19 protein-coding genes are annotated in these 19603 nt (G+C 69.7%); 10 read left to right on the top strand and 9 right to left on the bottom strand.

From position 1 onward, the window contains the following. Positions 1 to 18: 18 nt before the first annotated feature. Complete coding sequence (locus ACFO6Q_RS19365) at positions 19 to 843, top strand: hypothetical protein (RefSeq protein ID WP_380022814.1); 825 nt, start codon at positions 19 to 21, stop codon at positions 841 to 843. A gap of 73 nt (positions 844 to 916) precedes the next feature. Here the strand turns inward: ACFO6Q_RS19365 and ACFO6Q_RS19360 are convergent, their stop codons facing one another. From ACFO6Q_RS19360 to miaB, 3 genes are all read right to left on the bottom strand, one after another. Next, positions 917 to 1066, bottom strand: coding sequence for a GNAT family N-acetyltransferase (locus ACFO6Q_RS19360; RefSeq protein ID WP_380022812.1), 150 nt, complete (start codon positions 1064 to 1066; stop codon positions 917 to 919). 44 nt (positions 1067 to 1110) lie between these two features. Beyond that, positions 1111 to 2253, bottom strand: coding sequence for a hypothetical protein (locus ACFO6Q_RS19355; RefSeq protein ID WP_380022811.1), 1143 nt, complete (start codon positions 2251 to 2253; stop codon positions 1111 to 1113). A 325-nt stretch (positions 2254 to 2578) separates the two neighbouring features. Then, positions 2579 to 3934: a tRNA (N6-isopentenyl adenosine(37)-C2)-methylthiotransferase MiaB gene (miaB, locus tag ACFO6Q_RS19350; protein WP_380022810.1), complete on the bottom strand. Its 1356-nt coding sequence runs from the start codon at positions 3932 to 3934 to the stop codon at positions 2579 to 2581. Positions 3935 to 4060: 126 nt separating this feature from the next. Between miaB and ACFO6Q_RS19345 the strand changes: the two genes are divergently transcribed. Beyond that, on the top strand, positions 4061 to 5185 hold the full coding sequence (locus ACFO6Q_RS19345; RefSeq protein WP_380022808.1) for a lytic transglycosylase domain-containing protein: 1125 nt from the start codon (positions 4061 to 4063) through the stop codon (positions 5183 to 5185). Here the strand turns inward: ACFO6Q_RS19345 and ACFO6Q_RS19340 are convergent. Then, positions 5170 to 6087 (bottom strand): LysR family transcriptional regulator, encoded by a 918-nt coding sequence (locus ACFO6Q_RS19340; RefSeq protein ID WP_380022806.1) that lies wholly within the window; start codon positions 6085 to 6087, stop codon positions 5170 to 5172. The two genes, ACFO6Q_RS19345 and ACFO6Q_RS19340, sit on opposite strands and share 16 nt — an antisense overlap. A 116-nt stretch (positions 6088 to 6203) precedes the next feature. Here ACFO6Q_RS19340 and ACFO6Q_RS19335 point away from each other — a divergent pair, with 116 nt between their 5' ends. Beyond that, positions 6204 to 7796 carry an MFS transporter gene (locus ACFO6Q_RS19335; RefSeq protein WP_380022804.1) on the top strand — a complete coding sequence of 531 codons (1593 nt, stop codon included), beginning with the start codon at positions 6204 to 6206 and terminating at the stop codon, positions 7794 to 7796. 22 nt (positions 7797 to 7818) lie between these two features. On the opposite strand, the gene ACFO6Q_RS19330 is transcribed toward ACFO6Q_RS19335, so the two are convergent. After that, positions 7819 to 9012: a S1C family serine protease gene (locus ACFO6Q_RS19330; protein ID WP_380022803.1), complete on the bottom strand. Its 1194-nt coding sequence runs from the start codon at positions 9010 to 9012 to the stop codon at positions 7819 to 7821. A 289-nt stretch (positions 9013 to 9301) separates the two neighbouring features. Between ACFO6Q_RS19330 and petA the strand changes: the two genes are divergently transcribed. From petA to ACFO6Q_RS19305, 5 genes are all read left to right on the top strand, one after another. Next, complete coding sequence (gene petA, locus ACFO6Q_RS19325) at positions 9302 to 9907, top strand: ubiquinol-cytochrome c reductase iron-sulfur subunit (protein WP_380022801.1); 606 nt, start codon at positions 9302 to 9304, stop codon at positions 9905 to 9907. Next, the gene (locus ACFO6Q_RS19320) at positions 9907 to 11235 is read left to right on the top strand and encodes a cytochrome b (protein WP_380022799.1); all 1329 of its coding nucleotides are present in this window, start codon (positions 9907 to 9909) and stop codon (positions 11233 to 11235) included. The genes petA and ACFO6Q_RS19320 overlap by 1 nt, the downstream gene beginning before the upstream one ends. Beyond that, entirely contained in the window at positions 11228 to 12001 is a 774-nt protein-coding gene (locus tag ACFO6Q_RS19315) for a cytochrome c1 (RefSeq protein WP_380022797.1), read from the top strand. Before ACFO6Q_RS19320 ends, ACFO6Q_RS19315 begins: the two co-directional genes overlap by 8 nt. A 204-nt stretch (positions 12002 to 12205) precedes the next feature. Then, positions 12206 to 12829: a glutathione S-transferase N-terminal domain-containing protein gene (locus ACFO6Q_RS19310; protein ID WP_380022796.1), complete on the top strand. Its 624-nt coding sequence runs from the start codon at positions 12206 to 12208 to the stop codon at positions 12827 to 12829. Between the two features lie 76 nt (positions 12830 to 12905). Continuing rightward, entirely contained in the window at positions 12906 to 13307 is a 402-nt protein-coding gene (locus ACFO6Q_RS19305; protein ID WP_380022795.1) for a ClpXP protease specificity-enhancing factor, read from the top strand. Positions 13308 to 13498: 191 nt separating this feature from the next. Here ACFO6Q_RS19305 and ACFO6Q_RS19300 read toward each other — a convergent pair whose 3' ends face one another. The 4 genes from ACFO6Q_RS19300 to ACFO6Q_RS19285 all read right to left on the bottom strand — a co-directional run bounded on the left by ACFO6Q_RS19300 (position 13499) and on the right by ACFO6Q_RS19285 (position 17733). Further along, positions 13499 to 13852: a DUF3301 domain-containing protein gene (locus ACFO6Q_RS19300; protein WP_380022793.1), complete on the bottom strand. Its 354-nt coding sequence runs from the start codon at positions 13850 to 13852 to the stop codon at positions 13499 to 13501. Between the two features lie 49 nt (positions 13853 to 13901). Next, positions 13902 to 14762, bottom strand: a complete 861-nt coding sequence (nadC, locus tag ACFO6Q_RS19295; protein WP_380022791.1) for a carboxylating nicotinate-nucleotide diphosphorylase — start codon at positions 14760 to 14762, stop codon at positions 13902 to 13904. Positions 14763 to 14840: 78 nt separating this feature from the next. Next, positions 14841 to 17198: a DUF1631 domain-containing protein gene (locus tag ACFO6Q_RS19290; RefSeq protein WP_380022790.1), complete on the bottom strand. Its 2358-nt coding sequence runs from the start codon at positions 17196 to 17198 to the stop codon at positions 14841 to 14843. 265 nt (positions 17199 to 17463) lie between these two features. Further along, positions 17464 to 17733 (bottom strand): Trm112 family protein, encoded by a 270-nt coding sequence (locus ACFO6Q_RS19285; protein ID WP_380022788.1) that lies wholly within the window; start codon positions 17731 to 17733, stop codon positions 17464 to 17466. Positions 17734 to 17804: 71 nt separating this feature from the next. Between ACFO6Q_RS19285 and purE the strand changes: the two genes are divergently transcribed. Beyond that, positions 17805 to 18305, top strand: a complete 501-nt coding sequence (purE, locus tag ACFO6Q_RS19280; RefSeq protein ID WP_380022787.1) for a 5-(carboxyamino)imidazole ribonucleotide mutase — start codon at positions 17805 to 17807, stop codon at positions 18303 to 18305. Between the two features lie 157 nt (positions 18306 to 18462). Then, a complete protein-coding gene (locus tag ACFO6Q_RS19275) occupies positions 18463 to 19596 on the top strand; it encodes a 5-(carboxyamino)imidazole ribonucleotide synthase (protein WP_380022785.1) in 1134 nt (377 codons plus the stop codon). Positions 19597 to 19603: the final 7 nt, after the last annotated feature.

Here is a 19603-nt window from a genome sequence, read left to right as displayed (position 1 = left end):
CGGATTCGGGGAGATGTCGTGTCGTCGTCCGGAGCTTTTCGTCGGCTGCAAGCATGGCTCGCCTGGGCGGGCTTGATTCCTCTGCTGGTGATCGGACGGGAAGTCCCGGCGCAGAGCGACGCGGACGATCCGGCCGTTCTGGAGGGGCACAACTGGTACCTCGCCGAAGCGCACACCTCGAAGGGCGAATCGCTGCCCGTCTTCACTCCGCCGAACGCCGAACCGATCGTGCTGAGGTTCCACGGCCGCAGTCTCGCCGTGACGGGCTGCAATACGCTCGGCGAAGGCTACGTCCTGGCCAATGGCCGGATCGTCCAGTCGAGATCGGAGCAGGATCTGGTGACGCGAACGGCGCGCGGCTGCGAAGCGCGGCGCGGCATGGCGGACGACGCCATCCTGGTCCTGTTCAACGGAGATCCGAGGTATCGGCTCGTTCCTCCCGTGCGCAGGAGCGAGGGGCCGCGGCTGGTGCTCGAATCGCCGGCTGACATGACGGTCGTCTTCAGAGGCGAACCGACCGCCGAGAAGCGATTCGGAAGCAAAGGCGAAACGATCTACTTCGACATCGCACCGCAGGCGATCCGCTGCGCCCTGCCGGGGCGCCCGGTACACGATTGCCTTCAGGTGCGGCAGCTGTTCGAGCAGCGCGACGGGAGCTACCTGCCCGACCGTAACGAGGTTCCTGCCGGGCAGGCCGGCCCGTGGCAGTTGCTGTACGACGGAATCGAGGGAGTGAATCCGCAGGAAGGGCGCGAGAGCGGCTGGTACGTCGGACTCCGGCGGTTCCGGCGCGAGGGGTCGGAAACCGGCGCTCCCTACGCCTACGTGCTGTTCGGCCGCTGACGGACGGCGCCGGCGGCAATTCCGGCTCGTCTTTTCCGCTAGAGCTTTCGCGAGTCTCCCTTTCCCGCGCGCACTACAGCATGCGATGCATCACGAGCACGTCGGTCGATCTTCGCGTCGCGTGACGGAATGCGCCCGGCACGCGGCCGACGATCGCGAAGCCGTGGCGCTGCCACAGCTTCGCCGCGCCTTCGTTGCTGCTGGCCACGAAGTTGAACTGCATGGCGGCGAAGCCGGCGCGGCGCGCCTCGGCCGCCTGCAGTCTTCTCAGTTCATGGCGGTGAAGCAGAACGCGTTCGGATACGTGCGATCGACCAGCGCGTCGCCGGTGTAGCCGAATTGCGCGGTGAAGCTGGTCGGCGTCCGGCTCAGTACGATCGGCGTGGTCACGTACCGCTGGCCGTCGCCGGGATACACCTCCGGTTGCAGCGCGGTGAGCTGCACCGTCGGCGTCGAGCCGAACGCGCCGGCGAAGGTCACGGTGTAGGTGACGTTGGTGGCGCCCACGACGACGGCGGCGCAATTGCCGGCGCACGTCGACGACCATCCGCCCGAGCCCGGCGAGGCGATCGAACCGCCGGCGTCGACGCAGCCGTGCGCCATGCGCGTCACGCCGGCGGCGGCACCGGTGGCGCCCGTCGGCCCCGTCGCGCCCGTGACTCCCGTCGCTCCCGTGGGACCGGTCGCCCCCGTCGCTCCGGTGGTTCCCGTAGGTCCAGTGGATCCTGTGGTGCCTGCGGCTCCCGCCGGTCCGGCGGGGCCTTGCAGGCCGACGTCTCCCATCGGTCCTGCCGGTCCTGCCGGTCCGATCGGACCAGGTGGCCCTATCGGGCCGGCAGCCCCGATGGCACCGGTCGCTCCCGCGGTACCGGCTGGCCCGGTGGCGCCAGCAGGACCTTGCGGGCCTGCTGCTCCGGTGGCGCCGGCCGGACCTGCCGGGCCGGTGGCTCCCGGGCTTCCGGTCGTCCCCGTTGCGCCTGCGGCGCCGGGAGGACCGATGCTGCCCGCCGGGCCCTGGGTACCGGTGGCTCCTGCCGGACCGGTCGTGCCGGCAGGGCCGGCGAGGCCGTCGGCGCCGGTCGCGCCCGCTGGACCCGTTGGCCCGGTCGGGCCGGCAGGACCGGTCGGTCCGACCGCGCCGCCGAGGTTCTGGCAGCGCGTCAGCTGACCGTCCGCGCCGTAGCAGACGCCGTCGGTTCCGGGCGGTGTCGCGGCCAGGCCCGGCACGTAGACGCGGCCGTCGCCTTCGACGCGGAAGCGTTCGGCCGCGCTCGCCGGGTCCTTGACGGACAGGGCACCGCCGGCGGCCGGCGTGATTTCGACATCGCCCGCCAGCGCGCTGCCGCCGTAGAGCAGCAGAATGGCGATCGCGATCGGTAACGGCTTGCAGCGCAGGATTTCGCTCGTCATGACGGCCTCGAAAGACAGCGTGAGAGAAGCGGGCGGGGCTGCCCGGGCGCGCGCCGCGGCGCGCCGAACGCGTCGGCGCGCGAAGCACCTGCCGGCGGCGCGGGCGGCACGAAGCGACACGGCGGCGAGCCGGCATGGAACATGGCGTGGTGGATCCCCTGTCGCATCGCCCGGCACGGCCGCGGCGACTGCTCGTCGCGTAGCCTAGAGGAGAGGCCGGGCCGCGACAATCGGCAGTGCGACTTTTTTGCCGAATATCTTTGTCGACAAGACTATTAATTCACAAATCAGCGCAGCCGTGCGGCGCGGAGCGGATCGCCGCCGCTCAGGCGGCCGATGCGGCGGGGCGCTGGTCGTCGAGTTTCACGCGTCCGCGCAGCGAGTTGGTCAGCGCTTCGGTGATGACGACGTCGACGAACTCGCCGACCAGGCGCGGCGGAGCGGGGAAGTTCACCGAGCGCATGTTCTCGGTCTTGCCGGTCAGCTCGTTGGGGTTCTTGCGGCTCGGGCCTTCGACGAGCACGCGCTGCACGCTGCCGACCATCGCCTCGCTGATCTTCTTCGCGTTCGCGTTGATGGTCGCCTGCAGGCGTTCCAGACGCGCGTGCTTGACCGCGTCGGGCGTGTCGTCGGCGAGGTTGGCCGCCGGCGTGCCGGGGCGCTTGGAATAGATGAAGGAGAAGCTCTGGTCGAAGCCGACGTCGTCGATCAGCTTCATCGTCTTGTCGAAGTCGGCGTCGGTCTCGCCGGGGAAGCCGACGATGAAGTCCGACGAGATGCAGATGTCCGGCCGCACCGCGCGCAGCTTGCGGATCTTCTGCTTGAACTCCAGTGCGGTGTAGCCGCGCTTCATCGCGGCGAGGATGCGGTCCGAGCCCGATTGCACCGGCAAGTGCAGGAAGTCCGCCAGCTGCGGCACGTTGGCGTAGGCCTCGACCAGCGAGTCGGAGAACTCCAGCGGATGCGAGGTGGTGAAGCGGATGCGGCCGATGCCGTCGATCTGCGCGATGGCGTGGATCAGCAGGCCGAGGTCGGCGACCGAGCCGTCGTGCATCGCGCCGCGGTAGGCGTTGACGTTCTGGCCGAGCAGGTTGACCTCGCGCACGCCCTGTTCGGCGAGCATCGCGATCTCGGCGACGACGTCGTCGAACGGCCGGCTGATCTCCTCGCCGCGCGTGTACGGCACGACGCAGAACGAGCAGTACTTCGAGCAGCCCTCCATGATCGAGACGAAGGCGCTCGGGCCTTCGGCACGCGGCTCGGGCAGCTTGTCGAACTTCTCGATCTCGGGGAAGGAGATGTCCACCTGCGGCCGGCCGCTGGCGCGGCGCGCCTCGATCATCTGCGGCAGGCGATGCAGGGTCTGCGGGCCGAACACGAGGTCGACGAACGGCGCGCGCTTGACGATCGCCTCGCCCTCCTGGCTGGCGACGCAGCCGCCGACGCCGATCACCACCGCGCTGTTGGCCTGCTTCAGCTCGCGCCAGCGGCCGAGCTGGCTGAACACCTTCTCCTGCGCCTTCTCGCGGATCGAGCAGGTGTTGATCAGGATGACGTCGGCCTCGGCCTCGTTCTGGGTCAGCTCGAGCCCGTGCGCGGCGCCGAGCACGTCGGCCATCTTGGCCGAGTCGTACTCGTTCATCTGGCAACCGTGGGTCTTGATGTAGAGCTTGCCGGCCATGTGCACAAATCCTAGGAAGTTCACCAGTTTACGTGGTAAAACCGCGCCTCGCCAAGCATCCGGCAGGGGGCTGCCGGGCTGGGGCATGGCGGAAACTTCGCGTCCGAAAAGGGTTCCATAGCGCTCATGCTGCGGTTCTTGTCGTCCCTTGCCTGCCTCGTGTTCGCTGCCGCGGCGCTGCTGCAGGCGCGTCCTGCCGGCGCCGGCGTGCTCTATCGCTGCGAGGCGAAGGACGGCGTCGTCGCCTATACGAACAAGCCCGACGGCTTCCCCAAGTGCAAGGTGTTGTCGCGTTACGCCGACGCTGCGTCGAAGGCTCCGGCGCCCAGGCCGGCGGTGGCGGCGGCGCCGAAGCCGCGCACGGTGACCACGCAGGGCTGGGTTTACGAGGAAAGTCCCGCGCCGGCGGCGAAGGCGGATTTCGCCGGCGTCGCAGCCGCCGCGACGGTCGAGCCGCCCGAGGCGGCGCGCGAGTCGTTCGTCGCGGTCCGCTCGGGCATGGTCAGCACGGCCAGGATCTTCGTGCCGGAAGATTTCTCCAGCGTGCTCGCCGACGTGGCCAGCACGGCGCCCGCGCTGGGGCCGCCGCTGTTCATCGCCGCGCCGTATCGGCCGCGCCCGCGCCCGGCGCCGGCGGCCCCGGCGCGCGAGGCGGCCACGCTCGCTTCGGTGCAGCCGGCGACGAAGACGAAGATCGTGCGCGGCTCGGTCTACCGCGTGGACCGCAAGGACGGGATCATCGAATACACCAACGTGCGGCCGAAGGGCGGCGCGTTCGCGGTGCTGTTCACCTACATCGCGACCTGCGTCGCCTGCGACCTGCATTCGAAGATCGACTTCGCGCGCACGGCCCTGAACCTGGACGCGTACAAGGACGAGATCGCGATGGCGGCGGCCGACTTCGGCGTCGACGTGGCGCTGCTGCGTGCGGTGATCCACGCCGAGTCCGCGTTCAATCCGATGGCGCTGTCGACCAAGGGCGCGCAGGGACTGATGCAGCTGATGCCGGGCACGGCCGGCGATCTGGGCGTGACCGACGCGTTCGACGTCGGCCAGAACATCCGCGGCGGCGCGCGCTACCTGGCGCAGCTGCTGCAGACCTTCGACGGCGACGCCCAGCTCGCCACCGCCGCCTACAACGCCGGTCCCGGCGCCGTGCAGAAATATCGCGGCGTGCCGCCGTACGACGAGACCCAGGTCTATGTGCAGCGCGTGGCGACCCTGCGCGATCGGTATCAGAAGGCGCTCTGACGCGGCACCTGCGCGGCGGCGAACAGCCGCGCGCCGACGAAGTCGATGAACACGCGCAGCTTCGGCGGCATCCGCCGCTGGTTCGGCCACAGCAGCCAGAACTGGCCGAACTGTTCCTCGCAGCCCTCCAGCACGCGCTGCAGGCGGCCGTCGGCGAGCGCGTCGCCGACCAGGAAATTGACGCTGTAGACGATGCCCATGCCGTGCATCGCGGCGGCCACCGCCGCTTCGCCGTTGTTGCAGATCAGGCTCGCCGGAAGGTGCGGCGGCCGCTCTCCCGGTTCCAGCTTCAGCGCCCATTCCTGCAGCTTGCCGCTGTGCGCGAAGCGGAAGCGCACGCAGCAATGGCGTTCCAGGTCGCGCGGCCGCTGCGGCACGCCGGCACGGGCGAGATAGTCTGGCGAGGCGCACAGCATGAAGCAGAACGGACCGAGCCGGCGCGCCTGCAGGCGCGAGTCCGGCATGTCGCCGCTGCGGATCACCGCGTCGAACCGGTCGGCCACCACGTCGACGAGCTGGTCGTTGAAATCCAGGTCGAGCTCGATCTCCGGGTAGCGCGAACGGAATTCCGGCAGCACCGGCATCAGGAAGTGGTAGCCGTTGGTCGGCAGGCTGATGCGCAGGCGGCCGCGCGGCGCCTGCATGGATTGGGTCAGCATCGCTTCGGCATCGGCGAGGTCGTCGAGCAGGGGGCGGCAGCGTTCGTAGTACAGGCGGCCGGGTTCGGTCAGGCGGACGTTGCGCGTATTGCGTTCGAACAGGCGCAGGCCCAGTTCCTGTTCGAGCCGGGCCACGCTCTTGCCGACGGCCGAGGCGGACAGGCCGAGCTGGCGGCCGCTGGCGACGAAGCTGCCGCTCTCGGCCGTTCTGACGAAGGCAATCAGGCTGTTGAACTTGTCCATGCGCGTCTCTCGCGACGAATTGCGGACAATTCTTCCATGAAGAATGGATAGGAACGTTGTTTTTCGCAGATTCCGGCACGGATACCGTGCAGTCCGGTTTCCCTTCGGGCCTGTCCATGCCTCATTCCCTTCCGCCCGCCGCGCCGCTGCGCGGCCGCTTCGACCGCTTCCTGATCCTCGGCGCCGTCTGCCTGGCGGGATTCGTGCTGCCGCTCAACTTCACCGGACCGCCGATCGCCACGCCGGCGATCGCGGCCGAACTGGGCGGCAGTCCGGCCGCACTGACCTGGATGACGAACGCCTTCATGCTCGCCTTCGGCAGCTGTCTGATGGCGGCAGGCGCGCTTGCCGACGGGGTGGGGCGCAAGCGCGTGTTCGGGATCGGCATCGCCGCCTTCGGCGTGGCCTCGTCGCTGCTCGCGTTCGTGCCCGACCTGTTCTGGCTGAATGTCCTGCGCGTGGTGCAGGGAGTCGCCGCCGCGGCAGCCCTGTCCGGCGGCAATGCGGCACTCGCCCAGGAGTTCCACGGCGCCGCGCGCCTGCGCGCGTTCAGCCTGCTCGGCACGACGTTCGGCATCGGCCTCGCCTTCGGGCCGAGCCTGGCCGGCTGGTTGACGCAGACCCATGGCTGGCGCTCGATTTTCCTGTCGAGCGTGGTGGTGGCGACGGCGGCCACCGTGTTCGGCCTGCCGCGCATGCGCGAGTCGCGCGATCCCGCCGCGGCCGGCATCGACGTGCCGGGCAGTCTCGCCTTCACCGCGATGCTGGCCGCGTTCACCGCCGGCGTACTGGAAGCGCCGGCGCGCGGCTGGGGCCATCCGCTCGTGCTCGCCGCCCTGATCGGCTCCGGCCTGCTGCTGGCGCTGTTCGTGCGCATCGAGCAGCGTTCGCGCCGGCCGATGCTCGATCTGGCGCTGTTCCGCTATCCGCGCTTCATCGGCGCGCAGCTGCTGCCTATCGGCACCGGGTTCTGCTATCTCGTGCTGATCGTGCTGCTGCCGGCGCGGCTGATCGGTGTCGAGGGCTACGGCGCGCTGCAGGCCGGTCTGCTGATGATCGCGCTGTCGCTGCCGATGCTGGTGGTGCCCTTCGTCGGCGCGGTGGCCAGCCATCGCGTGCCGCCCGGCGTGCTGTGTTCGGGCGGACTGCTGCTCGCCGCCGCCGGATTGGTCTGGCTCGGCCGCGCCGATCCCGGTGCGGGCTGGATCGCGCCGCTGCTGCTGATCGGCATCGGCGCGGCGGTGCCGTGGGGACTGATGGACGGGCTGGCGATCAGCGTGGTGCCGAAGGAGCGTGCCGGCATGGCCGCCGGCATCTTCGGCGCCAGCCGCGTCTCGGGGGAGGGCGTGACGATCGCGCTCGCCAGCGCGGCGCTCGCCACCTTTCTCGGTGCGGGACTGCAGGCCGCCCTGCCGGGCCACGCCGGCCGCGTGGCCGAAATCGCGCAGCACCTGGGCATCGGCGACCTCGCGCAGGCGCGCGCGCTGCTCGCGCCGACGCTCGATCCGGCGACGCTGATCGGCGTGTACGAACGCGCGTTCGGCCACCTGGTCGATGCGCTCGCCGCTGCGACAACGGTGACGGCGGTGCTGGTGCTGTCGCTGTTCGGCGGCGCCTCGGCACACGACATCGCCAACACGCACGAGGCTCCCGCTGCGCGCGCCGACGGCCGGCCGGAGCGCGTCGCCGACTGCGGCGCGCACGGATAGCGCGGTTCGTTCGAACGGAGCCTCAGGCTCCGGTCGTGCTCGGCGCCGGCCGCTGCGCCAGGGTCACGTCGATGGCGAACGGGACGTTGTTGCGCAGGCCTTCGAGGCGGACCTTGGTGCCGGGCGCAAGCATGGCTTCGCGGTTGCGCAGGTCGATCTGGTCGGCGATCGCGCTGCCGTCCAGCTTGAGCAGCAGGTCGTACGGCTGCAGGCCGGCCTGCGCCGCCGGGCTCTCCGGGATCACGCGCGTGACCAGCACGCCCTGTGGCCGCGAGGTGGCGCCGTTGGGCGGCGGGATGTCGACGTAGTCGGTGCCGATCCAGCCGCGGATGACGCGGCCGTGCTTGACGATCTGGTCCAGCACGGTCTTGGCGGTCGTCACCGGGATCGCGAAGCCGATGCCCTCGGCGCCCGGCGAATAGGTGCCGCGTCCGTCGGCGGTCGGCGTGCGCGGGTAGACGGCGGTGTTGATGCCGACCAGTTCGCCGGCGGCGTTGACCAGCGCGCCGCCGGAGTTGCCGGCGTTGATGGCGGCGTCGGTCTGGATGAAGTCCTCGTAGGCGGACATCTTCAGCTGCCGGCCGGTCGCGCTGACGATGCCCATCGTCACGGTCTTGCCGAGGCCGACCGGGTTGCCGATCGCCAGCACGACGTCGCCGACGTCGGTGGTCTTGTCGTCGGGCACGGCGATCTCGGGCAGGCTGCCGGCGTCGATCTTCAGCACGGCGAGGTCGGTCTCCACGTCGCTGCCGATGATCTGCGCCTTCGACACGCGGCCGTCGTCGAGCAGCACCTGGATGTCGTCGGCGCCGTTGATGACGTGGTTGTTCGTCAGCACGTAACCGTCGGAGCTGAAGATCACGCCGGAGCCGAGGCTGCGGTCCAGGCGTTTCTCCCACGGGCCGGCGATGCCGCGCAGGCCGAGCAGGCGCTGGGTCAGCGGATCGACCGGAACGATGCGGCGCTGCAGGGTGGTGCGGTTGGCGTAGATGTTGACCACCGCCGGCGAGGCGCGCGCGACCGCGTCGGCGTAGGAGACCGGACCGTGGCGAGATGTCGCATCCATCGCGACGATCGGGCCTTCGCCCGGCTGCGTGCCGCGCAGGCGGCCGACCAGCCCGGGGGCGAGGAAATTGACGACGAACGCGGCCGCGAGCCCCACCACCACGCAGCGCGCGACGAAGGCGAGGAGGGCGTTGTGGCTGCGGATGCGCATAGGTCGGAATTGGGATGTCGCGATCGCTGCCTGCGGGCCGCCGGACGGTCGCGCGGCGATCGCCCGCGCCGACCGCGACGGCACGCGGCTTCGATTGTGCGGTGTAGGGGCGTTCGTTAAACTAACACGATTTTCAGGCCCACCCCAGCGGCGCGACGGCGTACAGCGGCGCGCGCGGCGGCATGCCTGAAGAGGTTTTGAGTCTTCGACGAAATGCGCGGCCATGGAAGGTCGCTTCATCTCTTTACTCGTCGTGGTCAGGGACGATCGCGCAAATCCCGGAGTGCTGATGGCAAACGATGCTGTGGTGGACCAGGGGCGCCGCCGATTCCTGACCGCGACGACTTCGGTCGTCGGGGGCGCGGGCGTCGTGCTCGCGGCGATTCCCTTCGTCAAGTCGTGGGAGCCGAGCGTGGCGGCGAAGACCGCCGGCGCACCGGTACTGGCCGATATCAGCAAGATCGAACCGGGGCAGAAGGTCACCTTCGCATGGCGCGGCCTGCCGGTGTTCGTCGTCAACCGCACGAAGGCGCAGCTCGACGCGCTTCCGGGCGTCGAGTCGCACCTGCGCGACCCGAAGTCCGAGAACACCGCGCAGCAGCCCGAGTACGCGAAGAATGAATTCCGCTCGATCAAGCCCGAATGGCTGGTCGTGACCGGCCTGTGCACGCACCTGGGCTGCGTGCCGGACTTCTTCCCCGAGCTGAAGCCCGAGCCGTTCGACCCGCACTGGCAGGGCGGCTTCTACTGCCCCTGCCACAAGTCGCGCTACGACATCGCCGGCCGCGTCTACGAGGGCGTGCCGGCGCCGGCCAACCTGCCGGTGCCGCCGTACCACTTCGTCGACGACGCGCACATCATGATCGGCGTCGACCCGGGCAAGGAGGCCGCGTAATGGGCACCACGATGACGCGGATCCAATCCAAGAACGGCGTGGTGAACTGGATCGAGGACCGCCTGCCGGTCTTCTCGTTCCTCAACGCGCACACCGCCGGCTACTACGCGCCGAAGAACTTCAACCTCTGGTACTACTTCGGCTCGCTGGCGCTGCTGGTGCTGGTCAACCAGATCGTGACCGGCATCTTCCTGACCATGAACTACAAGCCGAGCGCGGCCGAAGTCGCGCCCGGCGTGTCGGCGGCGTTCGCCTCGGTCGAGTACATCATGCGCGACGTCAGCTGGGGCTGGCTGATCCGCTACATGCATTCGACCGGCGCCTCGCTGTTCTTCGTGGTGGTCTACCTGCACATGTTCCGCGGCCTGATGTACGGCTCGTACAAGAAGCCGCGCGAGCTGGTCTGGATCCTCGGCATGCTGATCTTCCTCGCGCTGATGGCCGAGGCGTTCCTGGGCTACGTGCTGCCGTGGGGCAACATGTCGTTCTGGGGCGCGAAGGTGATCATCTCGCTGTTCGGCACGATCCCGTGGATCGGTCCGTCGCTGGTCGAGTGGATCATGGGCGACTACCTGCCCGCCGACGCGACGCTGAACCGCTTCTTCGCCCTGCACGTGATCGCGCTGCCGCTGGTGCTGCTGCTGCTGGTCGTGCTGCACCTGGCCGCGCTGCACGAGGTCGGTTCGAACAATCCCGACGGCGTGGAGATCAAGGAAAAGAAGAAGCCCGACGGCACGCCGCTCGACGGCATCGCCTTCCATCCGTACTACACGGTGAAGGACATCTTCGGCACCGGCTTCTTCCTGCTGATCGCCGCGTTCATCGTGTTCTACGCGCCGACCTTCGGCGGCTGGTTCCTCGAGCACGACAACTTCGTCCCGGCCAACAACCTCGCCACGCCCGCGCACATCAAGCCGGTGTGGTACTTCACGCCGTTCTACGCGATTCTGCGCATGGTGCCGTCGTTCTTCGGCACCGCGATCTGGGGCGTGATCGCGATGTTCGCCGCGATCGCGCTGCTGTTCCTGATGCCGTGGCTGGACCGCGGCAAGGTGAAGTCGGTGCGCTACCGCGGCACCGGCTACAAGATCGGGCTCGGCCTGTTCGCGCTGTCGTTCGTGCTGCTCGGCGCGGTCGGGGCCGGCGTCTCGGCCGAGATGATCCCGAAGCTGTTCGGCGCCGAGGCCGACGCCACCTTCATCGAGAACCTGTTCGGCCGTTTCTGGACGGTCGTCTACTTCGCGTTCTTCGCGTTCCTGTGGGCCTACACGCACTTCGGCTTCGAGAAGACCAAGCCGGTGCCGGACCGGGTGACGACGCATGACTAAGGCCAGGACGACCCCAGCCATGAAAAACTCCGTGTTCGCGAAGTTCGCCGCCGGCCTGCTCGCCTGCCTGATGACGTTCGGCACGGCGCAGGCCTCCGAAGGCGCCGGACTGCAGTCGGCCAGCGTCAGCCTCGACGACGTCGCCTCGCTGCAGCGTGGCGCGAAGCTGTTCTTCAACTACTGCTCGGGCTGCCACTCGCTGCAGTACCTGCGCTACTCGCGTATCGCCGAGGACCTGCAGCTCGATCCGAAGGACGTGGAGAAGAATCTCGTCTTCACCGGCGTCAAGGTCGGCGAGCACGCGGTCAGCCACATGCCGCCGGCCGACGGCACCAAGTGGTTCGGCAAGGCGCCGCCGGACCTGACCCTGGAAGCCCGCTCCAAGGGGCCGGACTGGATCTATACCTACCTGAAGTCGTTCTACCTCGATCCGACCCGTCCGCTCGGCTGGAACAACACGCTGTTCGCCAACGCCTCGATGCCCAACCCGCTGTGGGAGCTGCAGGGCCTGCAGGTGGCGGTGCCCAAGCCGGCCGCCGACGGCCACGAGGCCGGCGTCGAGAAGCTCGACCTGCACACGCCGGGGCGGCAGACCCCGGAGCAGTTCGACCGCACCGTGCGCGACATCACCGCCTTCCTGCAGTACGCGGCCGAGCCGGCGGCGCTGCAGCGCGAAGCGGTCGGCGTCTGGGTGCTGCTGTACCTGGCCCTGTTCACGCTGATCGCCTACGTGCTCAAGCACGAGTTCTGGAAGGACGTGCACTGACCGTCCGGACGGGCCCAGGCGGCCCGTCCCGACCCTCCCCGACGGCGGGCTCCGGCCCGCCGCAGGCCGGGCATCGCGCCCGGCCCCCGCCGGGTCGCTGCCGGCCGCTTTCCCCCCGGCCCGCCGCCTAGGCGCCTGCGCGGCCACGTAGTACAGTTTCGCGGACGGGGGTATGCTCCAAACGGGACGGAGGGGGATGACGGAATGGCCTTGAACCAGCGCTCGCGTACCATTTTGACCCTGTACTCGGCACGCGAGAGCGTGCACTGCCACCGCGTCCGCATGACCCTGGCGGCCAAGGGCGTCACCTACGACCACATCCTGGTCGACCTCGACAACCCGCCCGAAGACCTGATCGATCTCAACCCGTACAACTCCGTGCCGACCCTGGTCGACCGCGACCTGGTCCTGTACGACACCAGCGTCATCTGCGAATACCTCGACGAACGCTATCCCCACCCGCCGCTGATGCCGGTCGACCCGATGTCACGCGCCCGCCTGCGCCTGGCCATCGTGCGGGTGGAGAACGACTGGCTGACCCTGGTCGAGCAGATCGAGGCCGGCGGAAAGAGCGCCGATGCGGCGCGCAAGGCGCTGCGCGACGATCTGGTCAAGAACGCCTCGGCGTTCAAGGCGTCGAAGTTCTTCCTCAGCCCCGAAATCAGCCTCGCCGACTGCGCGCTGGCGCCGCTGATCTGGCGCCTCGACTCGCTCGGCGTGCAGCTGCCGCGCGAAGCGCAGGCGATCGTCGACTACGGCGAGCGCATTTTCCGCAGCCAGGGCTTTGCCCGCAGCATGACCGCCGAGGAAAAGGCGTTGCGTTCCTGAGGCGCGTTCGGGACACTTCGAAGCGTGGCCGCTGCGACGGTCCGCCTTCTTCTCCCCTGTCCGTGAAGCGAACGCCATGTCCTCGACCAGCATGACGTCCAACCGCCCGTACCTGCTGCGGGCCTTGTACGAATGGATCAGCGACAACGGCCTGACGCCGTACCTGCTCGTCGACGCGGCGGCCGAGAACGTGCGCGTGCCGCCCGGCGCCGCCAAGGACGGCCGCATCGTGCTGAACATCGCCGCGCGCGCGGTCACCCAGTTCGAGATCAGCAACGAGCGGGTGGCGTTCCTCGCGCGGTTCGGCGGCGTCAGCCAGTCGGTCCACGTGCCGATGGGCGCGGTGCTGGCGATCTACGCGCAGGAGAACGGGCAGGGCATGATGTTCTCCGCCGACGGCGCGCCGACCGAGCCGCCGCCGCCCGCGCCGCCGCCGGAAGAGGCGCCGAAGCGGCCGCATCTGCGGGTGATCAAGTAGGCAGGAATCCGGGGTGGGCAGTCGTTCGGAGCGACGACTTCCCGATCGAACGCCGCGCTGCAACTCCTTCCGTCGTCATTCCCGCGCAAGCGGGAAGCCATTTCAAGCTTTGCAAGCTTCAGAGCACGATGGATTCCCGCTTTCGCGGGAATGACGACCACGTAGGGTTTCGCGATTCCCGATTCCCGGACTCACTCCACCAGCCGCAGAGGATTCGGTCGCGCGATCGCCGTCGCGGCCGCCTTCTCGCCGACCGGCAGGCTCCAGGCCTCGAGGCGATGGCCGTCGAGGTCGAGATGGCCGCGGTGGCGGTCGCTGCCGTCGACGCTGATCTCGAACTGGTAGCGGCGGATCAGGGACGGCAGGCCGTTGCGGCGGCCGATCCGCAGGCGCTTGAGCGAAACGCTCTGGTCGAGCAGCTGCACGCCGGCTTCGCGGCAGAGTTCGCGGCCGTGGCGGATCGCCAGCTCGCGCGCGCGCAGGGTGTCCATCCACGCCCAGATGGCGAGTGCGATGGCGAGCAGCAGGATCCAGGTTCCGAGCATCGGTCGAGTGTGGGGACGCCAGGCGCGGCTGACAAGTCCGACCGCGGTGTCAGGGGCCGGCGATCTCGATGCGCATCGACAGGTCGATCGCGCGCACGTGCTTGGTCAGGGCGCCGATCGACACGAAGTCGACGCCGGTCTCGGCGATCGCTCGCACGCGATCGAGCGCGACCGAGCCGGAAACCTCCAGCGGCACGCGTCCGCCGACCTCGGTGACCGCCTGCGCCAACTCGTGCAGCTCGAACTCGTCGAGCATGATGCGGTCGGCGCCGGCGGCGAGTGCCTCGCGCAGCTCGGCGAAGTTCTCGACCTCGGTCTCCACCAGCAGGCCCGGATGCAGCGCGCGCGCGCGCTGCACCGCCGCCGCGATCGATCCCGCCGCGGCGATGTGGTTCTCCTTGATCAGCACCGCGTCGAACAGGCCGATGCGGTGGTTGCGTCCGCCGCCGATGCGCACCGCGTACTTCTGCGCGGCGCGCAGGCCGGGCAGGGTCTTGCGCGTGTCGAGCACGGTGGTGCGCGTGCCGCGCGCGGCGTCGACGTAGGTGGCGGTGGCGGTGGCGGTGCCGGACAGCGTCTGCAGAAAGTTCAGCGCGGTGCGTTCGCCGGTGACCAGCGTGCGCGCGGCGCCTTCGATCTGGCACAGCACGGCACCCGCGGCGACGCGTTCGCCGTCCGCCGCGCGCCATTCGATGCGCACCGACGGATCGAGCTGGCGGAAGCATTCGTCGAACCAGGCGGTGCCGCACAGCACGGCTGCCTCGCGCGTAATCACGCGTGCCCGCGCGAACGCGGCGGAGGGCAGCAGGTCGGCGGTGACGTCGCCGCTGCCGACGTCCTCGGCCAGGGCGCGGCGCACGTCGTTCTCGATCGTGTCGCGCGCGGGAAGAATCGGCGAATCGGTGCTCAAGGCGCTGCACTCACTCGGCGTTCGGGGCGCCGAGCATAGCAGCGTCGGCGCACCGCGAAACCCTGCCGGAAGGCCGGATCAGCCCGGCCCCGCGGCGGCGGCCGGAGCCGTCTCGTGCGCGCTGCGCAGCCGCGCCACGATCGCGTCCAGCGCGCGGTCGAACAGCGGCACTTCCTCGAGCACGACGGCGCTGCCGCGTCGCAGTTCCGTCGCCAGCGCGGCGACGGTCTTGTCGCAGACCTTCAGGCCGCGCCGGTTGACGAACAGGTACTTCGAGCTGATCGGGCTGATCCAGGACAGCTTGGCGCGTTCGCGCTGCTCGTCCGGGCCGACGAACTCGATCCAGCTGCCGACCTTGAGCTCGCGCACGGCGCGGACGCATTCGTCGTCGTCGGCCAGCGTCTCGGCCGGCGTTTCGGGTTCGACGCTGCCGGAACTGAGCACGATCTCCTCAACCGGGCTCTGCGACGCCGGTGCCGGCGTCGCGCCTTCGGCGCCCGCCGGAGCCGCCGTGGCGTCCGGCGTCGCGGCGAGATTGCCGGCGATGACTTCCTTCGCGCTGAGCGTCTCGACCTTCTGGCCGTCGAGTACGCGGCGGTAGAACTGCGACAGTTCCTGCATCAGCTGGCGCACGTCGCTGTCGTGGTAGGCGACCGTGGCGAGGCCGTGGCGAAGCGCCTTTTCCAGCTGCGGCAGCAGGGCGCGCAGGCGCGTGTGCTCGCTTTCGGTGGTCTTGGGCTGCGCGCTCCAGACGAACTCGTCGGCGAAGCGCAGGGCGTTCTTCCACTCGTCCGATTCCTCGCCCTGGCGCAGCAGGATCAGCACCAGGTAGTTCGCCCACGGCCGCGACAGCACGCTGTGCACGACCGGCGGCAGGTCGCGGTCCTCGATGCGCTTGAGGATCTCGCGCGCCGAGATGCGGCGCGCCTCCTGCAGCTTCTCGCGGCCGCGCGTAGCCTCGGCGGCGCGCTGCTCGGCGAGATCGGCGCGCTTGTGGTGCTGGTCGACGAAATCGTCGAACGAGGCGAGTTCGCGCTCGAACACGCCGACGTCATCGTCGAAGTCGCCGAGCACCGTTTCGACCGACGCCTTGATGCGGTCGTAGAGGCGGTGGTCGCGGTCGGATTCCTCCGACCAGCTCTTGCCGGCCTCGGCCAGGCTGTCGAGCAGCCGCCGCGCCGGATGCGCCTTCTGCGCGAACAGGTGCTTGTCGAGGATCGCCACCTTCAGATACGGAATCTGCAGGCGGCCGAGCAGGGCCTGCACCTGCGCCGGCAGGTTGCGGTCGCGCAGGATGTATTCGAACAGCATGCCGACGAGGTCGATCGTGTCCTCGTCGGCGCTGGAGACGCGGCGTTCCTTGGCGTCGTCGGAAAGCTTGTGCACCTGGTCGAGCAGTTCGCGCTTGAGCTGCTGCACCGCCTGCGCGGCGTCGGTGGCGCTGTCGGCCTGCGCGCGCGCGGCCATCGACTGGTTCTGCAGGATCGTCAGCGCGCTGAGCAGGTCGGTCGGGCTCAGGCCGGGCAGGCCGACGCCCGCGCCGCTCGGCGCGTAGTCCGTGCCGCCGCGGCGGCTCGCCAGCAGGGAACGCAGCGTGCTGTAGATCTCGGCCTGCAGCTCGCTCGCCGCCGCCGGGGCATAGTAGGTCGCGGCGGCGGCGTCCATCTCGGCCGCCGCCGTCGGCATCGGCGTACCGGGCGGCAGCGGCGCGCGCGTGCCGGCCGGCAGCGTGTGCCGGATCTGCGGCAGCACGCCGGCGCGGATCAGCTCGATGTTGACCTCCTCGTAGATCGGCTCGAGGCCGGCCATCACGTAGCGGTCGAACAGCTTGTAGACGATCAGCTTGACCTGGACGTTGACCTCGAACTCGCGCACGGCGAGGCGGAAGGCGTGGCCGAGGGCGGCCGGAGCGATCGGATTGTTCGCGTCCTCGACCTTGCCGCCGCCGATGATCACGGACAGGCGCTGGTTGAGCTGGAACAGCGCGCGGGTGAGACGGTTCTCCGCCTTGGCGACCATGCTGGTCACCGCCAGCGATTCCTCCAGCTCCTGGTCGTCGACCAGGGACAGGCCGGCGTTGGCCGGCTGCGGGACGATCTCCGGTCGCGCCGGGCGCAGCTTGCCTTCGGCGAACTCGCCGAAGGCCTTGGTGGCCTGCTCCTGGAACAGGCGCTCGACCAGCTGGCGCTTCTTGCGCACTTCGCGCATGCCGTCGAAGTATTCGGTCTGCACGGCGTTGCTGCCGGCGCGCTCGGCGAGGTCGAACAGGGCGTCGTCCACGTTCTCGAACAAGGTGCCGACCAGGCCGTTGATGCGCTTGAGCGAAATTCCGCGCACCAGCTTGAGCAGGTCGCCGAGGCGGTCGTTGCCGGTGGCCGCGCCGAACTGGCGCTGCTGCAGGTCGACGACGTTGGGCGGGTCGTTGGCGGGATTCATGGTGCGACTCCGTACGTCGAGGGCGACGGGCGACCGGCCGTCGGCTGGAAAAGTTCTTTTCTGTACTTTTCCGGGCCGACGACTCCGGCACGCGCCCCGAGGCGCTGCCGCCGCTTCGACGGATTGTGCGGTCGATTCGCGTGCGATCCCTCCGTGGACCGCGCACCCGGGCCGCTTCCCGACGACCCGTGCATACGCTCGCCGGATGCTCCGCGAGCGCCGGGGATCATACTGTGACGAACATCACACATGGACGGCGGGCAGGTCATGCTCGGGGGAAGTCCGCCAGCTGCGTCGTCGCGATCGATTCGTCGGCGAGCATGACCGGGATCTCGTCTTCCACGCGGTAGATCGTGCGGCCGTCGCGCGTGATCAGCCCGGCGGCGAACGCCTGCGTCACGCGGGCGCCGGCATGGGTCTGCACGTCGCCGGCGGTGATCGTCTGATTGAGGGCCGTCAGCTCCGCCTCGGACAGCGCGCGCAGCGGCGCCTTCGTCAGCGGACAGCAGAGGATGTCGAGCAAGCGCTTGTCCATGGGCAACCCGGATGCGCCGCCGGTGGTCGGCGCGAATGTGCGTACAATATCGATTTGCACGTGCCACGGCCATGACAGAGCGTCCACGAATCGGTGTCGTGATGGGGTCCCGCTCGGACTGGGACACGATGCGCCACGCCGCGGAAACGCTGGAGCGGCTGGGCGTGCCTCATGAGGTGCGGGTGGTGTCGGCCCACCGCACGCCGGACCTGCTGTTCGACTACGCCGCGACCGCGGTCGAGCGCGGCCTGGCCGCGATCGTCGCCGGCGCCGGCGGCGCTGCGCACCTGCCCGGCATGCTCGCCGCGAAGACCCGTGTGCCGGTGCTCGGCGTACCGGTGCAGTCGCAGGCGCTGAACGGCCTGGATTCGCTGCTCTCGATCGTGCAGATGCCGGCCGGCATCCCGGTCGCCACCTTCGCCATCGGCCGCGCCGGCGCGGTCAATGCCGCGCTGTGCGCCACGGCGATCCTGGCCGGCGCCGATGCCGCGCTGGCCGCAAGGCTCGATACGTTCCGCCGCGAGCAGACCGACACCGTGCTGGCCAATCCCGACCCGCGCGAGCCGGCATGAGCACGCACGCGTCGCTTTTGCCGCTGCCGCGGGCGGCAGCGGCCGCGCTGCAGGCACGGGTGAGGGCGGGAATGCTCCGCTTCATGGAAGAGGGCGTGTCGGTGTCTTGCGGGTTTGCTTGTACAGGTGCGGCAAAGGAACTCGAGTCAATTCGCGTATGCAGACCATAGGTATCCTCGGTGGCGGGCAGCTGGCCCGCATGCTGGCTCTGGCCGGTGCGCCGCTCGGCCTGCGCTTCCTCGTCGTCGACAGCGCCGAAGACGCCTGCGCCGGCCAGGTGGCGCCGCTGCTGCGCACGGACTGGCGCGATTTCGACCGGCTCGGCGAATTCGCCGCCCGCGTCGACGTGGCGACCTTCGATTTCGAGAACGTGCCGGCCGAGACCGCGCATTGGCTGACCGAGCACGTCCCGGTGTTCCCGAATCCGCGTGCGCTGGCGATCTCGCAGGATCGCCTGGCCGAGAAGACGCTGTTCCGCGAGATCGGCCTGGACACGCCGGCGTTCGCTCCGGTGAACAGCCGCGACGAGCTGGCGCGCGCGCTCGAGCACGTCGGCGCCCCGGCGATCCTGAAGACGCGCCGGCTCGGCTACGACGGCAAGGGGCAGTTCCGCCTGAAGTCGGCAGCCGACGTCGACGCCGCCTGGGAGGCGCTGGGTGGCGCGCCGTCGATCCTCGAGGCGTTCGTGCCGTTCGAGCGCGAGCTGTCGGTGATCGCCGTGCGTTCGCGCGAGGGCGAATTCCGCACCTATCCGCTGACCCAGAACTGGCACGCCGACGGCATCCTTGCGGCCAGCCTCGCACCGGCGCCGCACGCCGAGGCGCTGGCGCCGGTGGCATACGCGCATGCGCGGCGCATCGCCGAGGAGCTCGACTACGTCGGCGTGTTCGCGCTCGAGCTGTTCGTCCGCGACGGCGAGCTGCTCGGCAACGAAATGGCCCCGCGCGTGCACAACTCCGGCCACTGGACGATTGAAGGCGCGCCGGCGAGCCAGTTCGAGAACCATCTGCGCGCGGTGCTCGGACTGCCGCTCGGCGACAGCGGCGCGCTGGACATCCACGTCATGCTGAACTGGATCGGCGAACTGCCCGATCCGCTGCCGATCCTGGCCGAGCCGCGTGCGCACTGGCACGACTACGGCAAGAGCGCGCGCGCCGGACGCAAGGTCGGGCACGCGACGGTCTGCGCGCGCAGCGCGGTGGAAATGCGCGAGCGCCTGACGCGGATCGGCAAGGCGCTCGGGCGCGAGGCGCAGGTGGCGCCGGTACTCGCGGCGCTGACTTCGGATTGACCGCGCG

The sequence above is a fragment of the Dokdonella ginsengisoli genome, assembly GCF_042652785.1.
GTDB classification, from domain to species: Bacteria; Pseudomonadota; Gammaproteobacteria; order Xanthomonadales; family Rhodanobacteraceae; genus Dokdonella_A; species Dokdonella_A ginsengisoli.
Note: the sequence above shows the minus strand (reverse complement) of the source record. Positions and strands in the feature narration are given on the sequence as shown.